We start from the raw sequence: 15,534 nt of genomic DNA on the forward strand, positions 1-15,534 counted from the left end.
CGGGCCAGGGCCTCGTCCGACGCCCGCATCCGCGCGGCAATCGTTTCCCGCTGCCGGAATTAGAAAAGGCGGACCGAGCATTCAGGTTGGTGGTTGTCACGATCATGAAGGGCAGGCGAACAAGGCAGGGGAAGCGGTAGGATACGGGCGGAACCCCCGCGCGCTTCCGGCTGCGGCCGGACCCACCACCCATGCCGAAGTCGCCTCGCTCCTCGAGCGTGGACGGGCCAATGGATGAGACCGCGTTGCGCCTCCGGGCCTTTTTCGACCTGCACCGGGAGTGGCCCGAAACCGGTCAGGATCCAGCCGCGCACACCCGCAGGTCCGCATACCGGGCGAAGGCCTATGCCTGCCGGATGTTGATGCGACGGACGGCGCCGCAGGACGTGGGACGGGGCGACGACCTTTCGCGGGCGTGCCCGCAGCGCCTATGGCATGGGTTCACCAACGACGGGCGAACCTCGTCGTCGACCGTCGTCAGATTCTGATCTGGGACCCGATCTCCACGGCGCGGTCGACCGGGATGCGGAAATAGCGCGACGCGTCCGTGGCCGCCTGTGCCATCGCGATGTAGATCCGGTCCTGCCAGACCGGCATCCCGGTCTCCGACGACGCCACCAGGACGCGCCGGGTCAGGAAGTAGGATAGCTCGCCCCTGTCCAGGCCGGCCTGCGCCAACGCCGCCGGAAGGTCGGGGAGTTCCATGAACCCGAACCGGACGCTGGCCCGGCTGACGGTCTCAGACAACTGCTCGACCCGGACGCGCTCCCCGCCGACGATGCGCGGCGTATCCTCCGTCACGACCGTCACGATGATGTTCTCCGCGTGAAGTACGCGGTTGTGCCTTACGTTGTGCAGCAGGGCGCCGGGCGTGTCGCCGAGCGTGCCGGTCAGGAAGACGGCCGTTCCAGGCACGCGCTGGATCGTCCCGTTCGTGGCCGTCCCGATGAAGTCGGAGAGGGGGAGACGGTCGCGGTGGATCTCCCTGGTGATGAAGAGGGAGCCGGTGCGCCACGTCCACATCATCGTCACGAGCACAGCACCCACCAGCAGGGGAAGCCAGCCCCCGTCGAGGAGCTTGAGGGCGTTGCCCGTCAGGAACACGCCCTCGATGAGCAGGAACGGCGCCAGGACCAAGGCCGCGACCGCCGGCGACCACTTCCACGCCTTCCACGCCACGACGAAGACCAGCGCCGTCGTGATGACCATGTTGCCGGTGACCGCGATCCCGTAGGCCGCAGCCAGTGCGGTGGAGGACTTGAACAGCACCACCAGGAAGACGACCGCCACGAGCAGCCACCAATTCACCTGCGGGATGTAGATCTGGCCCCTCTCAGTCTCGGAGGTACGCAGGACCCGCATGCGCGGCAGCAGCCCCAGCTGCATCGCCTGCTGGGTGATGGAGAACGCCCCCGTGATGACCGCCTGGCTCGCGATGACGGTGGCCATCGTGGCCAGCAGCACCATCGGGACCAGGGCCCAGGATGGGTAGAGCAGGAAGAATGGGTTCTCCATGTTCTCCGGGTGGGCGAGCAGCATGGCGCCCTGTCCGAGGTAGTTGAGGGCGAGGGCCGGAAAGACGAGGCCGAACCATGCCGTCCGGATCGGCCCTCCGCCGAAATGGCCCATGTCCGCGTACAGCGCCTCTGCGCCGGTGACGGCGAGGAACACGGCGCCGAGGACCAGCAGGCTCGCGCTTCCGTGGCCTAGGAGGAAGCTCACGCCGTACGCCGGATTGAAGGCATGGAGGATGCCGGGTTCGCCGGCGAGATGGATCAAGCCGCCAACCGCCATGGCAAGGAACCAAAGGGCCGTGATGGGGCCAAAGAACGTGGCAACCCGGGCGGTCCCATGGCTCTGGACGACGAAGACGCCGATCAGGATGGCCAGGCTGAGTGGCAGCACGAAGGGTTCGAAGGTCGGCGTGACGAGCTTCAGGCCCTCGACCGCGGACAGGACGGAGATGGCCGGGGTGATGATGGCGTCGCCGTAGAACAAGGCTGCGCCGGCCATGCCGATCAGGATGACGGCCCCGCCCTGGTGGCCAAGTGCGCGTTGCGCCAGGGCGACGAGGGACAGCGTGCCGCCCTCGCCGTCGTTGTCCGCCCGCAGGACGATCAGCACGTACTTGACGGTCACGATGAGGATCAGCGCCCACAGGATCAGCGAGATCACGCCCAGGATGATCTCGCGGGTCAGCGCATGGTGCCCTGCGCCACCGGTGGCCGCATGGAGCGACTCCTTCAGAGCGTAGAGCGGGCTGGTGCCGATGTCGCCGTAGACCACCCCGACGGAACCGAGGGTGAGGGTCCAAAAGCCGGCTCCCGGCGCATGTCCAGTCCCGGCCTCCGATGGCCTCGGCGATGGGACGGGGGTCGTGACGCTGGTGGGCATGGGTCGTGTCCCTTGGCTTGGCCACCGGTCATCACCGCGGCCCGGCTATAACGGCCAAGCCTCCAGGATTGTTCGTCGCCCGCGCAAGCGCCGTCGCCCTGGCGGTCGAACCGAAATCCTTATGCGAATGTCCATCGGTCCATCTCGATCCCTTATGCGGGTTCGAGGATGTTCGCCTGCCTTATCCGCGGCGCAGGGTCGAACCATCTCCATGAACGTCTTCGTACGACGCCAAGCCCCGACGGAGCCGCTGCCGTCCCGGCAAGAGGCGCCACGTGACGAACGCCATTCCTTCGACCGGCAACCGACGCGGGACCGACTTCGCAACATCCGCTCGCAGTGCCGTACCTGCGGCGTGCGCTTCCACGGCTTCCACCTCGGCAACGACGGCGTCGTCCAGGCTGACCGCTCCGTATGGAGGGCGGCCTGTCCGAGATCCGTGCAAGCCGAGTGCCCCGTCGGCTGCCCGGAGCTTCGCCAGGCATTGCGCCGATCGACCCTGATTTCGGAATGAGCCGACGTCGGCTGTTTCCGCCGGGAATACCGAGGAAGGCGACGCGGCGGGTCATGGTCCCGGCGATCCTGATGAGATCCTTATAAGATCGCCCTCTCGTCCCTCTCGAACCCTAATGCGGTTCCGGGCCACATCAAGGTCATGAGCGCGACCGGTCATGGCACCGGTCCGCCGAACCGAAACGGACGCACCATGCTCGATCTGACCTTCATCGCCGTGGGGCTCGCCTTCTTCGGCCTGGCCGCCGGCTACGCCGCCCTTTGCGAACGCCTCTGAGGGACCTGCCATGACCCTCGACCTCACCCTCGGCGCCCTCGTGACCCTCGGGCTGCTCGGCTACCTAACCTACGCCCTCGTCCGCCCCGAGCGGTTCTGAAGGAACACCTCCCATGACCCTCAACGGCTGGTTCCAGATCGCGCTGTTCTGCGCGGTCGTCGTCGCGCTCGCACGCCCCCTCGGCGGCTACATGACCCGCGTGTTCACGGGTGAGCGAACCCTCCTATCTCCCGTCCTCGCGCCCGTCGAGCGTGGGCTCTACCGCGTCGCCGGCATCAACGCCTCGCAGGAGCAGCACTGGCTGGCCTACGCCCTGACCATGCTGACCTTCCACGTCCTCGGCTTCCTCGCCCTGTACGGGCTTCTGCGCTTCCAGGCGGTGCTGCCGTTCAATCCGGACGGGCAGTCGGCGGTCGCGCCCGACCTCGCCTTCAACACGTCGACGAGCTTCGTCACCAACACCAACTGGCAGTCCTACGGCGGCGAGACGACGATGTCGTACCTCACCCAGATGCTGGGGCTGACCCACCAGAACTTCCTGTCGGCGGCCACCGGCATCGCGCTCGCCGTCGCCCTCGTGCGCGGCTTCTCCCGGGCCTCGGCCAAGACCGTGGGCTCGTTCTGGGTCGATCTGACCCGGACCACCCTCTACGTGCTGCTGCCGCTCTGCATGGTGCTGACCCTGTTCTACGTCTGGCAGGGCATTCCGCAGACGCTCGGCGGTGCCGTCGAGGCGACGACCCTGGAAGGCGCCAAGCAGACCCTGGCGGTCGGCCCGGTGGCGAGCCAGGTCGCGATCAAGATGCTCGGCACCAACGGCGGTGGCTTCTTCAACGTCAACGCCGCGCACCCGTTCGAGAACCCGACCACGCTGTCGAACTTCGTCCAGATGGTCTCGATCTTCGCCATCGGCGCGGCGATGACCAACGTCTTCGGCCGCATGGTCGGCGACGAGCGCCAGGGCTGGGCCATCCTGTCCGCCATGGGCGTGCTGTTCCTCGCCGGAACCGCGGTGGTCTATTGGGCTGAGAGCGCAGGCAGTCCCGTCCTCAATTCCTTCAGCCTCACCGGGGGAAACATGGAGGGCAAGGAGGTCCGCTTCGGCATCGTCGCGTCCGCCCTGTTCGCGGCGGTGACCACGGCGGCGTCCTGCGGCGCGGTCAATGCCATGCACGACAGCTTCACGGCGCTCGGCGGCATGATCCCGATGATCAACATGCAGCTCGGCGAGATCATCGTCGGCGGCGTCGGCGCCGGCCTCTACGGCATCCTGGTCTTCGTCATCGTGACGATCTTCGTGGCCGGGCTGATGGTCGGCCGGACCCCCGAGTATCTCGGCAAGAAGATCGAGGGCCGCGAGGTCAAGATGGCGATGCTCGCCATCCTATGCCTGCCGCTGATAATGCTCGGCTTCACCGCGCTGGCCACCGTGGTCGCCGCCGGCCTCGCCGGGCCCGCCAACGCCGGCCCGCACGGCTTCTCGGAGATCCTCTACGCCTTCACCTCGGCGGCGGCCAACAACGGCTCAGCCTTCGGCGGGCTCACGGCGAACACGGCTTTCTACAACACGACGCTGGGTATCGGCATGCTCTTCGGGCGGTTCTTCGTGATCGTCCCGGCGCTCGCCATCGCGGGGTCGTTGGCGGCCAAGAAGACGGTTCCGGCCTCCGCGGGGACGTTCCCGACCCACGGCGGCCTGTTCGTCGGGCTCCTCGTCGGCGTGATCCTCATCGTCGGCGGACTGACGTTCTTCCCCACCCTGGCCCTCGGGCCGATCGTCGAGCACCTCGCCGGCGGCCTTGGTCAGACCTTCGCGGCGGGAGGCTGAGATGCAACTCGCCATGCTGCCATCCCGCAACCGCGCCGCGATGCGGCGCGCCCTGGCCCGTCACAGGCCGCGGTCCCAGCCCTGGAGCCGGATCGAGCGCAACCGAAAGGACATTCGGCTTTCGGACGTCATCCTCGCCATGCTCGGCCTGGCCATGCTCGGCGCCCTCGGCCTGATGGCCGGGGTCGCCCTCGTCGGCGATGCGCTCGCACCTTGAACCCCGCTCCACGGCGCGGGACCGCGCCGACCCTGAAGACGTCTTCCAATCGGACACCCGCAATGGCCCGCCCAAATTCCACCAGCCTGTTCAGCGCCGCTCTCGTCGGTCCGGCGCTCATCGGCGCCCTGACCAAGCTCGACCCACGCAAGATGATCAAGAACCCGGTCATGTTCGTGGTCGAGGTCGTGGCCGCGCTGACCACCGTCCTGTTCATCCGTGACGTAGCGACCGGCGGGGCGAACCTCGCCTTCTCCGGCCAGATCATCCTCTGGCTGTGGTTCACCGTGCTGTTCGCCAACTTCGCCGAGGCCATCGCCGAGGGACGCGGCAAGGCCCAGGCCGACAGCCTCCGGCGCACCCGCACCGAGACCATGGCCAAGCGCCTGAAGGGCGCCGGCCGGGAGTTCGAGACCATCCCCGGCAACGACCTCAAGGTCGGCGACGTGGTGCTGGTCGAGGCCGGCGACATCATCCCGTCGGACGGCGAGGTGATCCTCGGCGTCGCCTCGGTCAACGAGGCCGCAATCACGGGTGAATCAGCACCGGTGATCCGGGAATCCGGCGGCGACCGCTCGGCGGTCACCGGTGGCACCCAGGTGCTCTCCGACGAGATCCGGGTGCGGATCACCGCCGCCGCCGGCTCGACCTTCGTCGACCGGATGATCGCCCTGGTGGAGGGTGCCTCGCGACAGAAGACCCCGAACGAGATCGCGCTCAACATCCTGCTCGCGGGCCTGACCATCATCTTCGTCTTCGCCGTCGCCTCGATCCCGAGCTTCGCCTCCTATGCCGGCGGATCGATCCCGCTCATCGTGCTCGTCGCACTGTTCGTCACCCTGATCCCCACCACCATCGGGGCGCTCCTGTCCGCCATCGGCATCGCCGGCATGGACCGCCTTGTGCGCTTCAACGTCCTTGCCATGTCGGGGCGCGCCGTCGAGGCGGCTGGCGACGTCGATACCCTGCTGCTGGATAAGACCGGCACGATCACGCTGGGCAACCGGCAGGCCATCGAGTTCCGTCCCGTCCGCGGCGTATCCGAGCAGGACCTCGCCGACGCCGCCCAGTTGGCATCGCTGGCCGACGAGACCCCGGAGGGTCGCTCCATCGTGGTGCTGGCCAAGGAGAAGTACGGCATCCGCGCCCGCGACATGGGAAGCCTCAACGCCACCTTCGTGCCGTTCACCGCCCAGACCCGGATGAGCGGCGTCGACCTCGACGGTTCCTCCATCCGCAAGGGCGCCGTCGATTCCATCATCGCGTCGGTGAGCCAGCAGCCGATGGCCACACGCGGATCGAGCGCGGCCCTGGCCTACAGCCCCGGCGTCGCCGACGAGGCCGTGCGCGAGATCCAGTCCATTGCCGAGGACGTGGCCAAGGCGGGCGGCACCCCGCTCGCCGTGACGCGGGACGGCCGGCTTCTCGGCGTCGTCTACCTCAAGGACATCGTGAAGGGCGGCATACGCGAGCGCTTCGCGGAGCTGCGCCAGATGGGCATCCGTACGGTGATGATCACCGGCGACAACCCCATGACCGCCGCCGCCATCGCGGCGGAGGCCGGCGTCGACGACTTCCTCGCCCAGGCCACCCCGGAGGACAAGCTCGCGCTGATCCGCAAGGAGCAGTCCCAGGGCAAGCTCGTCGCCATGTGCGGCGACGGCACCAACGACGCCCCGGCGCTGGCCCAGGCCGATGTCGGTGTCGCGATGAACACCGGCACGGTGGCGGCCCGCGAGGCCGGCAACATGGTCGACCTCGACAGCGACCCGACAAAGCTCATCGAGATCGTCGGCATCGGCAAGCAGCTCCTGATGACCCGCGGGGCACTGACCACCTTCTCCATCGCCAACGACGTGGCCAAGTATTTCGCCATCATCCCGGCCATGTTCCTGGTGCTCTACCCGCAGCTCCAGGCCCTCAACGTCATGGGCCTCGCCTCGCCCGAGAGCGCGATCCTCTCGGCCATCATCTTCAACGCCCTCATCATCGTCGTCCTGATCCCGCTGGCGCTGAAGGGCGTGTCCTACCGGGCGGTCGGCGCCGGGGCGCTGCTGCGCCGGAACCTCCTGATCTACGGGCTCGGCGGCATCCTCGTGCCCTTCGTCGGCATCAAGGCGATCGACCTCGCGGTCACCGCCCTGCACCTCGTCTGAGCCGTCCCCGCCGATCACCTCTTGGAGCATCGCCATGTTGAACCAGCTTCGCCCCGCCTTCGTCCTTCTGATCGCCCTGACGGCGATGACGGGCCTCGCCTACCCCCTCGCGATGACCGGCATCGCGGGGGCGATCTTCCCGGCCAAGGCCGCCGGCAGCCTGATCGAGCGCGACGGCAAAGTCGTCGGCTCCAGCCTGATCGGGCAGTCCTTCACGCAAGACGGATACTTCCACGGTCGTCCCTCGGCCACGAGCGCCGCCGATCCGGCCGACGCCACCAAGACCGTGCCGTCGCCCTACAACGCAGCGAACTCATCTGGCTCCAACCTCGGGCCGACGAGCGCGGCCCTGGCCGAGCGGGTCAAAGGCGACCTCGACGCCCTGAAGGCCGAGAACCCTAGTGCCACCGTGCCGGTCGACCTCGTGACGGCGAGCGGCTCGGGCCTCGATCCCGACATCTCGCCCGAGGCAGCCCTGTTCCAGGTTCCCCGGGTCGCCAAAGCGCGCAATCTGCCCGAGGATCGGGTGCGCTCCCTGGTGGGGGCCCAGGTCCAGGGTCGCTTCCTCGGTATCCTCGGAGAGCCCCGCGTGAACGTGCTCGCCCTGAACCTCGCCTTGGACGGTTCAGACTCGAAGTAAGCCAGCCTCATGACAGGCCGCCCCATGCCGACGCCCCTGCGCGAACCCGACCGTCCCTCGCCCGACGCCCTGCTGCAGGCCGCGCGTCGGGAGGAAGGCGGACGGGGTCGCCTCAAGATCTTCCTCGGGGCGGCCCCGGGGGTTGGCAAGACATACGAGATGCTCACCGTCGGCCGGGCGAGGCTGAAGGCCGGCACCGACGTGGTCGTCGGTGTGGTCGAGACCCACGGGCGCGCCGAGACCCTGGCGCTCGTCGAGGGGTTCGAGGTGCTCGGCCGGCGCTCGGTCGCGTACCACGGCACGGCGCTCGACGAGATGGACCTCGACGGATTGCTGGCCCGAAGGCCCGCCCTGGCGCTCGTGGACGAGCTCGCCCACACCAACGCGCCGGGCTCGCGCCACCCCAAGCGCTACCAGGACGTCGAGGAACTGCTGGACGCCGGCATCGACGTCTACACCACCCTCAACATCCAGCACGTCGAGAGTCTGAATGATGTCGTCGCGCAGATCACCCGCATCCGGGTGCGCGAGACCGTGCCCGACGGCGTCCTCGACCGGGCGGACGACATCGAGGTGGTGGACCTCAACCCGGACGACCTGATCCAGCGCCTGCGCGACGGCAAGGTCTACGTGAAGGGCAACGCCGAGCGCGCGCTCAAGCACTACTTTTCGCGGGGCAACCTGACGGCCCTGCGCGAACTCGCGTTACGCCGCACCGCCGACCGGGTCGACGACGAGCTCCTGAGCCACATGCGGGCCAACGCCATCGCGGGCCCGTGGGGCGCCGGCGAGCGCGTCCTGGTATGCGTCAGCGAGGATCCCCGCTCCGCCGGCCTCGTGCGCCATGCCAAGCGGCTCGCCGACCGGCTGCACGCGCCCTGGACCGCCATCACGGTCGAGGGTCCCCGCAGCCTGTCACTCGACGAGGCCGCCCGCGACCGCATCGCCGACACCCTCCGCCTCGCCGACCGCCTCGGCGGCGATGCCGTCACGCTTCCGGGCGGTCGACGCGTCGCCGACGACATCCTTGCCTACGCCCGTTCGACCAACGTCAACCACATCATCCTCGGCAAGGCCGACCGGTCGAAGCTGTTCGAGCTCCTCAACGGCTCGGTGGTGCACGACATCGTCCGGCACTCGGGCAACATCAGCATCCACGTCATCACCGGCGAAGCGGCGAAGGCCGATCCGGTCCCCCCGAAGACGGTCGCCACGGCTCCGGCCAAGCCGCCCTTCGCACCAGTGCCCTACGTCGTCGGTGTCCTCGCCACCGCCGTGGCCCTCGGGCTCGCCCTCTTGGTCGAACCGTATCTCGGCGTCGAGAACGCCGATCTCATCCTTCTCACCGCCATCGTCGCCGTCGCCGTACGGTTCGGCCTGGGACCGTCGCTGGCCGTCGTCGTCATCGCCTCGCTCTCCTACAACTTCTTCTTCCTGCCGCCGGTCTACACCCTCACCATCGCCGACCCGACCAACGTCGCCGCGTTCCTGCTGTTCACGGTGGTCGCCGTGGCGGTCTCGAACCTCGCGTCGCGGTCCCGCCGCGAGGCGGTGGTCTCGCATGGCCGGGCCCGGGCCACGGAACGCCTCTACGGCTTCAGCCGCAAGCTCTCCGGCTGCGGCACCCTCGACGACGTACTCTGGGCGACCTCCGCCCAGGTCGCCGCCATGCTTCGGGTCCGGGTTGTCGTCCTTCTCCCCGATCAGGGAGCGGTCTCCGTCCGGGCCGGCTTCCCACCCGAGGACACCCTCGACGCGGCCGACCTCGGCGCGGCCAAGTGGGCCTTCGACAACGAGCGACCCGCCGGCAGGGGCGCCGACACCCTGCCCGGCGCCAAGCGGCTGTTCCTGCCGATGCGGACGGGGCGCGGCATCGTCGGCGTGATCGGCCTCGACGCCGACGGCACGGGTCCCATCCTCTCGCCCGAGGACCGCCGCCTGTTCGACGCGCTCGCCGACATGGCGGCGCTCGCCGTCGAGCGGGTCCGGCTGGTGGAGGATCTCGACCGGGCCGAGCGCGCCGCCGAGACCGACCGCCTGCGCCAGGCCCTGCTCACCTCGATCAGCCACGACCTGCGCACCCCGCTGTCCTCGGTGCTGGGTGCGGCCACCACCCTGCGCGACCTCGACGAGGCGCTGCCCCGCGACGCCAAGGCCGAGCTGCTCGCCACCATCATCGCGGAATCGGAGCGGCTCAACCGCTTCATCGTCAACCTCCTCGACATGACCCGGCTGGAGGCGGGAGCGGTCGCGGCGAGCCTGACCCCGCAGGACGTCGGCGAGACCGTCGACACCGCCCTGCGCCGCTTAGGCTCCATCCTCGCCGGCCATCAGGTCGTGCTCGATCTTCCGGCCACCCTGCCGGCCCTGCGCCTCGATCCCGTCCTGTTCGAACAGGTCCTGGTCAACCTCCTCGACAACGCCGCCAAGTACGCTCCCGAGGGCTCGACCGTCACCGTCAGGGGCGCGGTCGAGCCCGGACAGGTCCGCCTCCAGATCCTCGACGAGGGCGACGGCGTGCCGGTGGCCGACGTGGAGCGCGTGTTCGACAAGTTCTACCGGGTCCGCAAGTCCGACAGTGTCCGGGCCGGGACGGGCCTCGGCCTCGCCATCGCCCGCGGCTTCATCGAGGCCATGGGCGGCACCCTGACCGCCGGCAACCGCCACGACCGCCTCGGCGCCGTCTTCACCATCATCCTGCCCGTCCCGGTTCCGGGACGCGGCGAAGCGGATATCGCCGCATGACCATGAACATCCTCGTCATCGACGACGAGCCGCCGATCAGGAAGCTCCTGCGCATGGGCTTGGCCACCCAGGGTTACGAGATCTTCGAGGCGCCGGACGCCCGCACCGCCCTCGATGTCCTGTCCCGCGAGACGGTCGACCTGACCATCCTCGACCTCGGGCTGCCGGACATGCGCGGGCACGACCTGTTGCGCCTCATCCGCATGGATTTTCGCGACCTGCCGGTGGTGGTCCTGTCGAGCCGCGACGACGAGGCTGGCAAGGTCGAGGCGCTCGACCTCGGGGCCGACGACTACGTCACCAAGCCCTTCGGTATGGGTGAGCTCCTGGCCCGTATCCGCGCGGCCCTGCGCCACCAACTCGCGGTCCAGGGCGAGCGAGCCCTGTTCGAGGTCGACGGCCTCAGCGTCGACCTGGTGCGCCGCCTCGTCCGGGTCCGCGGCACCGAGGTGAAGCTGACCCCACGCGAGTACGACTTCCTGCGCGTGCTGATCCAGCATGCCGGCAAGGCGCTGACACACGCCCAGCTCATGAGCGCGGTGTCGACCTCGTCCGACCCGCAATACCTGCGCGTCTACATGCGCCAGCTTCGCCTCAAGCTGGAAGAAGACCCCGAGCGCCCGCGCATCCTCCTGACCGAGACCGGCGTCGGCTATCGCCTACGTGCCCCCGAGGACGAGGCCCGGGCTTGATGGCGGGTTTAGCCGTGCATGAAGGCGAACCCTTCGAGATCCTTCCGGACCCGGGCGCTTGAGCGAGCCCCTCGACCCATACCGCAGTCCCGCGACCGAGCCGACCCGAATGACCATCGACGAGATCCTATCGCCCGACCAAGTCTCCGTCGGGGTCCGTGCGGCGAGCAAGGCCGCGCTCCTGGACGACCTGGCGCGCCGGGCCGCCCAGGCGCTCGGTCTCGATGCCGCGTCGCTGCGGACGGCGCTGGAGAAGCGCGAGGGCCTCGGTTCGACCGGGGTCGGGGACGGCATTGCGCTGCCGCACGCCCGGCTGGAGAGCGTCAGGCACCCGTTCGGATGCCTGGTACGCATGCGCGATGCGGTGGACTTCGACGCCATCGACGAACGGCCGGTGGACCTCGTCTTCCTTCTGCTGCTTCCGACCGATGCGCAGGGCTCGCAACCCAACGCTCTGGCCTGCGTCGCCCGCCGGATGCGGGATTCCAAGACGGTGGCGGCGATGCGGGGAGCCCGCGATGCCGGGGCGCTGTTCGCGACTATGAGGGGCAGCCGGACGTCACCGTGACGGCCTACAGGCTGTCGATCCAACGACACTGGATGCTGTGCACCCTGACCGTCCAGGATGGGTGATGGGGTGGACGCCCCCCGGCGGCATCGCTGTGCCAGAGTGGTGGTGTTGAGCACCAATCGAGGGAGGCGTCCGTGTCCCAGGTTACCACGATCGGCTTGGACATCGCGAAGAACGTGTTTCATGCGCATGGTGCGGATGCGCGTGGGCAGGGCGTCTTCAGCAAGCGGCTGAGCCGGGCAAAGCTTCTCGGCTTCTTTGCAGCCCAGCCGCCCTGCCTGGTGGCTCTGGAGGCCTGCGGCGGTGCCCATCACTGGGCCCGCGAACTGATGGCGCTGGGCCATGAGGTGCGGCTGATCCCACCAGCCTACGTCAAGCCGTTCGTGAAGCGCCACAAGAACGATGCCGTTGATGCTGAGGCGATCTGCGAGGCGGCGCAGCGTCCGACGATGCGCTTTGTCGCCGTCAAGAGCGAGGAGCAGCAGGCCTCGGCTCTCCTCTTCCGGACCCGCGACCTTCTGGTTCGGCAACGCACCCAACTGATCAACGCCCTCAGGGGGCATCTCACCGAGTATGGCTGGGTCGCACCGAAAGGCCCGTCGCATATGGCGATGCTGGGCGATCTTCTGGAGGACGAGATGGGCTCCTTGCTTCCACCTGCCGCTGTCGCGATGTTCCGGGTGATGCTGAACCTCCTGGCCGACCTGGATGACCGCATCGCCGAACTCGACCGGGAGATTGCCCGCCGGGCTCGGGAGGACGAGACGGCTCGTCGGCTGATGACCATCCCCGGCATCGGCCCCATTACCGCAACGGCACTGATTGCCCTGGCTCCTGTGGCCGAGACCTTCGCCAAGGGACGGGACTTCGCCGCGTGGCTCGGCCTTGCCCCCCTGCAACGGTCGACGGGTGGCAAGCAGAAGCTGGGCGCGATCTCGAAGATGGGCGAACGCACGTTGCGACGTCTCCTCATCATCGGCAGCAGTGCGGTGGTGCATCAGGCGTCGCGACGCGGAGCGCCTAAAGGATCGTGGCTGGAACAGATGCTGGCGCGAAAGCCCCGCATGCTGGTGACGGTGGCGCTGGCCAACAAGATGGCGCGCATCGTCTGGGCCCTTCTGGCGAAGGGCGGAAGCTACCGAGCTCCGGCGGTGGCCACGGCGTAGAGCCGGGGTCGGCGTCAGAGGCTGTCGGGGACGCGAGGTCGGTCGAAGGAGGGTATGGCACAACAGTCGGCGAGACGGGGCCGGAAGAACCAGTGCTTTCCACCGTGCCAGCGAGCACGCTTTGGGTGACTTGGTTCCGGTCCGCGAACTCCCATACGGGCCCGCAGCCAAAAGCTGCAGCAGAGGCCGGACAGATGGCAGCAACCGACATCGTGCCTACACACCAAAAGCCACTTGCGTTCCAGGGGGCGTCCACAGATGGGAAGCAGCTTGGCTGCTTTCGGTCGCAAGACGTTCTTAAGCGGACCTAAGATGACCTGCCGACTCCGGATGGACGGTCCAACCCATCGCAGGGTCGAAGTTCGTTGAAGTGGGATGCCGACATCATCAGAGGCGATGCGACCGGCACGAAAGCGCTCTGCCTCGGGAGACAGCGTGATTCACGATTGCAAAGCCCCGGTCACGCGACATCTCGTGCTGGTCCGGCATGGCCAGAGCGTAGCCAACCGATCCGGCCTGTTCACGGGATTGCTGGACTCGCCCTTGACCGAGCAGGGCCGGATGGAAGCCGAGGCAGCCGGGCGGCGTTTGGCCGAGCGCAGCTGGCGCTTTTCCGCAGCCTTCACCTCGACGCTGACGCGGGCCGTCGTGAGCGGCCGGCTTATTCTCGATGCGCTCGGGCAACCCGGATTGGTCCCCCAACGCTTCGCCGCGCTCGACGAGCGAGACTACGGCGACCTCAGCGGGCTCGACAAGATCGCCGCCGATGCGCGCTGGGGGGCGGAGCGGATCGAGACCTGGCGCCGCTCCTACGCCGAGGCGCCGCCGAACGGTGAGAGCCTTCGCGATACCGTCGCCCGCATCGTGCCATGCTACCTCCGAACCATCCAGCCGGCGGTCATGGGCGGAGACGTGCTCGTCGTTGCCCACGGCAATTGCCTGCGGGCGCTTGTCATGGCGCTTGAAGACCTGAGCCCCGCGGAGGTCGAGCACCTCGAACTCGCGACGGGCTCCGTCAGGATCTATGAGCTTGCTGCGGACACGGCGATCAAGGCCCGTTGGATCGACGGGTGAATCCGCCTGTCGGCCCCACAAAATGGGTCTCCGCAAACTCTGAAGGGGTCATCATTCCATCTATTTCAGTGATGGGAAACATCTAATCATTCCGTTGGAGTGAATGAACGGGACCTGGGATCCTCCGGCATCACATCGGAGCCATCCATGTCCGCGCCCAGACTTTTCTCCCACTCTCGTTCGACGCGTGCCTTAGCCGGCACGAGAGCCATCCTTCCGGGACTGGGCCTCTGTGTGGCGGTCACCGCCGCAGCGATCGGCTTCGAAGCCGTCGAGACGCACCTGTTCGGTCGCGCTTGGCTCGAAGCCTTGGTGCTGGCGATCCTGCTCGGGAGCGCGATCCGCACCGCCTGGACCCCGTCGCAGCGTTTCTTTCCCGGCATCGCTTTCGGGGCCAAGACCGTGCTGGAGATCGCGGTCGTACTGCTCGGCGCGTCGCTCAGCCTCGCGACGATCCTCGCCGCCGGACCGGGCCTGCTCTTCGGCATCGCGGGCGTCGTCGTCGTGGCGATCCTGTCGAGTTACGGCATCGGCCGAGCGCTCGGGCTGCATCCGCGCATGGCGATCCTCGTGGCCTGCGGGAACTCGATCTGCGGCAACTCGGCGATCGCGGCCACGGCACCGGTGATCGGCGCCGATGGCGAGGACGTCGCCGCCTCCATCGCCTTCACCGCGGTGCTGGGCGTGCTGGTGGTGCTCGGCCTGCCGCTGCTGGTGCCGCTGCTCGGTCTGTCGCCGATGCAGTACGGCGTGCTCGCCGGCCTCACCGTCTACGCTGTTCCGCAGGTCCTCGCCGCCACCGCGCCGGTCGCGGCGCTCAGCGTCCAGGTCGGAACCCTGGTGAAGCTCGTCCGGGTGCTGATGCTAGGCCCGGTCGTCCTGATGCTCTCGCTCGGCGCAAGCCGGCTGCGCGAGGAGACCGACGAGGCCGCCCCCGGCGTCACCGCCGGCGACCGCCCTGCTCGCGCCGGCCTCGCGATCCACCGCCTGGTGCCGTGGTTCATCCTCGCCTTCCTGGCGCTCGCGGGCCTTCGCTCGGCCGGGCTGGTCCCGCAGGTCGCGCTCGCGCCGATGTCGGAGACTGCCAACGTGATGACCGTGGTTTCGATGGCGGCGCTCGGTCTCGGGGTCGATGTGCGCAGCGTCGCTAAGGCCGGAGCACGGGTGACCCTGGCGGTGGTCGCCTCGCTCGTCGCACTCGGCGCCGTCAGCCTCGGTCTGATCCGCGTGCTGGGCCTCGCTTGAACCGATCGGATGCGC

13 protein-coding genes are annotated in these 15,534 nt (G+C 68.4%); 12 read left to right on the forward strand and 1 reads right to left on the reverse strand.

Features of this window, described 5'->3' with window-relative positions:
- Nucleotides 1-477 precede the first annotated feature (477 nt).
- Entirely contained in the window at nt 478-2,394 is a 1,917-nt protein-coding gene (locus OF380_RS12585; protein ID WP_056354937.1) for a potassium transporter Kup, read from the reverse strand.
- A 655-nt stretch (nt 2,395-3,049) separates the two neighbouring features.
- Between OF380_RS12585 and OF380_RS12590 the strand changes: the two genes are divergently transcribed.
- The 12 genes from OF380_RS12590 to OF380_RS12645 all read left to right on the forward strand — a co-directional run bounded on the left by OF380_RS12590 (nt 3,050) and on the right by OF380_RS12645 (nt 15,519).
- Nucleotides 3,050-3,184: a hypothetical protein gene (locus tag OF380_RS12590; RefSeq protein ID WP_264051079.1), complete on the forward strand. Its 135-nt coding sequence runs from the start codon at nt 3,050-3,052 to the stop codon at nt 3,182-3,184.
- 10 nt (nt 3,185-3,194) lie between these two features.
- Nucleotides 3,195-3,284, forward strand: a complete 90-nt coding sequence (locus OF380_RS12595; protein ID WP_036267122.1) for a K(+)-transporting ATPase subunit F — start codon at nt 3,195-3,197, stop codon at nt 3,282-3,284.
- Nucleotides 3,285-3,297: 13 nt separating this feature from the next.
- Nucleotides 3,298-5,013: a potassium-transporting ATPase subunit KdpA gene (gene kdpA, locus OF380_RS12600; RefSeq protein WP_056354940.1), complete on the forward strand. Its 1,716-nt coding sequence runs from the start codon at nt 3,298-3,300 to the stop codon at nt 5,011-5,013.
- A 1-nt stretch (nt 5,014) separates the two neighbouring features.
- A complete protein-coding gene (locus OF380_RS12605) occupies nt 5,015-5,230 on the forward strand; it encodes a hypothetical protein (RefSeq protein WP_056354942.1) in 216 nt (71 codons plus the stop codon).
- Nucleotides 5,231-5,292: 62 nt separating this feature from the next.
- The gene (gene kdpB / locus OF380_RS12610) at nt 5,293-7,386 is read left to right on the forward strand and encodes a potassium-transporting ATPase subunit KdpB (protein ID WP_056354945.1); all 2,094 of its coding nucleotides are present in this window, start codon (nt 5,293-5,295) and stop codon (nt 7,384-7,386) included.
- 34 nt (nt 7,387-7,420) lie between these two features.
- Nucleotides 7,421-8,026 (forward strand): K(+)-transporting ATPase subunit C, encoded by a 606-nt coding sequence (locus OF380_RS12615; RefSeq protein WP_056354948.1) that lies wholly within the window; start codon nt 7,421-7,423, stop codon nt 8,024-8,026.
- A 24-nt stretch (nt 8,027-8,050) separates the two neighbouring features.
- Nucleotides 8,051-10,771: a sensor histidine kinase gene (locus OF380_RS12620; RefSeq protein WP_056354951.1), complete on the forward strand. Its 2,721-nt coding sequence runs from the start codon at nt 8,051-8,053 to the stop codon at nt 10,769-10,771.
- Nucleotides 10,768-11,463: a response regulator gene (locus tag OF380_RS12625; protein ID WP_056354953.1), complete on the forward strand. Its 696-nt coding sequence runs from the start codon at nt 10,768-10,770 to the stop codon at nt 11,461-11,463. Before OF380_RS12620 ends, OF380_RS12625 begins: the two co-directional genes overlap by 4 nt.
- A gap of 58 nt (nt 11,464-11,521) precedes the next feature.
- Nucleotides 11,522-12,031 (forward strand): PTS sugar transporter subunit IIA, encoded by a 510-nt coding sequence (locus OF380_RS12630; RefSeq protein ID WP_244472793.1) that lies wholly within the window; start codon nt 11,522-11,524, stop codon nt 12,029-12,031.
- 137 nt (nt 12,032-12,168) lie between these two features.
- A complete protein-coding gene (locus OF380_RS12635; RefSeq protein WP_147018767.1) occupies nt 12,169-13,200 on the forward strand; it encodes an IS110 family RNA-guided transposase in 1,032 nt (343 codons plus the stop codon).
- 435 nt (nt 13,201-13,635) lie between these two features.
- Entirely contained in the window at nt 13,636-14,274 is a 639-nt protein-coding gene (locus tag OF380_RS12640; protein ID WP_056186057.1) for a 2,3-bisphosphoglycerate-dependent phosphoglycerate mutase, read from the forward strand.
- Between the two features lie 147 nt (nt 14,275-14,421).
- Nucleotides 14,422-15,519: a YeiH family protein gene (locus OF380_RS12645; RefSeq protein ID WP_056186060.1), complete on the forward strand. Its 1,098-nt coding sequence runs from the start codon at nt 14,422-14,424 to the stop codon at nt 15,517-15,519.
- The last annotated feature ends 15 nt before the right edge of the window (nt 15,520-15,534 follow it).

Source organism: Methylobacterium sp. FF17, from assembly GCF_025813715.1.
In the GTDB taxonomy this organism is placed as follows: Bacteria; Pseudomonadota; Alphaproteobacteria; order Rhizobiales; family Beijerinckiaceae; genus Methylobacterium; species Methylobacterium flocculans.

Bases quoted from the DNA above. Each gene is read 5' to 3' on its own strand.
- OF380_RS12585 (WP_056354937.1), bottom strand. From the start codon at position 2,394: ATGCCCACCAGCGTCACGACCCCCGTCCCATCGCCGAGGCCATCGGAG.
- OF380_RS12590 (WP_264051079.1), top strand. From the start codon at position 3,050: ATGAGCGCGACCGGTCATGGCACCGGTCCGCCGAACCGAAACGGACGC.
- OF380_RS12595 (WP_036267122.1), top strand. From the start codon at position 3,195: ATGACCCTCGACCTCACCCTCGGCGCCCTCGTGACCCTCGGGCTGCTC.
- kdpA (WP_056354940.1), top strand. From the start codon at position 3,298: ATGACCCTCAACGGCTGGTTCCAGATCGCGCTGTTCTGCGCGGTCGTC.
- OF380_RS12605 (WP_056354942.1), top strand. From the start codon at position 5,015: ATGCAACTCGCCATGCTGCCATCCCGCAACCGCGCCGCGATGCGGCGC.
- kdpB (WP_056354945.1), top strand. From the start codon at position 5,293: ATGGCCCGCCCAAATTCCACCAGCCTGTTCAGCGCCGCTCTCGTCGGT.
- OF380_RS12615 (WP_056354948.1), top strand. From the start codon at position 7,421: ATGTTGAACCAGCTTCGCCCCGCCTTCGTCCTTCTGATCGCCCTGACG.
- OF380_RS12620 (WP_056354951.1), top strand. From the start codon at position 8,051: ATGCCGACGCCCCTGCGCGAACCCGACCGTCCCTCGCCCGACGCCCTG.
- OF380_RS12625 (WP_056354953.1), top strand. From the start codon at position 10,768: ATGACCATGAACATCCTCGTCATCGACGACGAGCCGCCGATCAGGAAG.
- OF380_RS12645 (WP_056186060.1), top strand. From the start codon at position 14,422: ATGTCCGCGCCCAGACTTTTCTCCCACTCTCGTTCGACGCGTGCCTTA.